General features: G+C 43.1%; 1 protein-coding gene. It reads left to right on the top strand.

The genetic code is table 11. The features are described 5' to 3' along the window. The first annotated feature begins 570 nt into the window (after positions 1-570). Positions 571-1,644, top strand: a complete 1,074-nt coding sequence (locus tag F6K20_RS35325; protein WP_008188405.1) for a heterocyst master regulator PatR — start codon at positions 571-573, stop codon at positions 1,642-1,644. Positions 1,645-2,173 lie beyond the last annotated feature (529 nt).

Here is a 2,173-nt window from a genome sequence, read left to right as displayed (position 1 = left end):
CGGTGATTGAGGTGATAAAACTTGACATGGGCTAGATTAAGTCGGTTGAGAAGGGAGTAATAAAAGTGTGGGAATCAAACCTAATCTGATCATGGGAGCATGGGTGGTGATGATAATGTTTTTTTTGTTTGTGTTATAGCATTTATCACTTAGTTGAAAAATGCTATATAATTAATTATTATTCCATAGTTTAGCAATTTTAATCTACTCAACTATAGGACTAAACCAGAAATAGTTATTGAAAAGTGCTGTAAGTTTTGCTTCCATGGCAAAAAATGTATCAAATTATACATAAACCTAGCAGAGCTGGTAGAGCCAACGTTATCCTGGTTGAATACCAAAAAGGCGATCGCACACCCTCGTCACCCCCATTCCTAGACAGATTCAATCACTGGGACCCCTTGCTTTCCAGGGTTTCCCTTTCCTGCTGAAAACAGGGAGTAAGCTCTTCTTCCTCAACAATATCCACAGCCTTAGTAAATTATCGGAAGTAAAACTCAACCAGTTAAGTCCATCTGATTGCTGTGATTTGATAGTCTAAAATATAATGGCTCCTTAATTACCAATCCAATGGAAGTTGTTGTCCCCTTTACCCCTCCTAGTCGTCCAACCGAGTTTTCGGCTCTGGGCTATCTGTTTGGGCGATTTGACCCAAACCCATCTCAAGAGCCTAATAGGTCAGTTAAAGGAACTCTTGTTCTCAAACAAGGAATCAGCTTCAGTGCCTATATGCACCAACCCTTGTGGAAGAAATTAAGTACCAACCCCTCTTTTGGTGAGAAAAAAGTCTATCTCTGGCGAGTATATTTCCGCATCACCAAGGCAGGAAAACTGGCTCAAATTCAAATCAAAAAATTTATTCCCCTAGAGGGGAAAACTACTCTACGTCATTCTCCCAGTGATGAAAGAGTCGATCAGTTTCGAGTTCGTGGTTTAATTCACGATGTCAAGCCAGAAGCAGTGGTGATGTATGTAGAACGCAATCACCTGCCTCCTAGAGGAAAAGCCAAAAGTTATCCATGGCAGCCTTTTTTGTTAAGTCTCCAGGGGTCTTTGCCACAACCAGCAGAAAAGGATGATTTCTGGGAATTATTTTGTAGACGAGTAGGAGAGCAACTCTACATAGAAGAAGCTCATCCAGTTAACGTAAATCTAGAAGACTCAAATTTCTATTCCCATTACTCCGAAGAAAAAACTGACTATCAACCTCAACCAAGCCCTAAAACTAAACCCAATGAAGTTATCATGATTCAAGGAAGAAAACCCGAAATCACCATCAAGTTTACCGAAAGACCCAATTTACCGGAGCAAGGCAAGAAAGTTACCTTACTCCTGACTGGGGACAATGGCATAACCGTTCAGGCAGAACTCAATCGCAAGACCCTTAAAAAGCAAGTAGAAAAGATGGATAGCTTTGCTGATTGGGTAGCCGCTTTGAGTGGAAAGATTGCCAGGGTCTCTCCAGAAGGGGTAATTGAGTTAGAAGGTGCAGGAGTTAATGTATTTGAGAAAAAACCAAAAGTTAGCGAATCAACTGAGCCAAAAGAGTCTCAGAAGCCCTCTAGCAACCCAGAAACAATTAAGCAAGAACAATCACAACAACCTGCTCAAAAGCAGAAGAAAGTGTTTCGTCTGATTGATTAGGATAGGTGTTGGTTTTAGGGAGCAGGGAGTAGCCCACAGGGGTAGGTTTTTTACCTGAGGGTCAAACGGGTAGTGTGGGAGGTGTGGGACGTGTGGGGAGATCGGGAGATCGGGCGATGGGGAGATCGGGCGATGGGGAGATGGGGAGATGGGGAGATCGGGCGATGGGGAGATCGGGAGATGGGGAGATTAAATTGATGGGTAGCCGTAGTTTCCAGAATTGGGATCAGTAACACTAGTGTGACTTGCCACTTTTTTTTTGGGCGTTGCTGAATTAAGGAATGAATGCGCGATCATCTGGTGAAAGTTAAAGCCCCCCTAGCCCCCCAAGCGAGGGATTGCTCGCTTGGGGGGCTAGGGCGTGTTTTCAAAGTTTTCCGCAAGATATTAGATCCCCCCCAGCCCCAGGGCTGTTTCATTCCCAAAATTATTGCAAAAGTGCCAAAAGTGTGGGGATGTTGTTGCTAATTAATCTTTGAGCAATAGTCACAGATGAAAAACCGTTACTACGTAGTAGATTAATAACAAT

Source organism: Moorena sp. SIO2C4, assembly GCF_010672485.1.
Lineage (GTDB): Bacteria > Cyanobacteriota > Cyanobacteriia > Cyanobacteriales > Coleofasciculaceae > Moorena > Moorena producens.
This window is presented reverse-complemented; position numbering and strand designations above follow the sequence as displayed.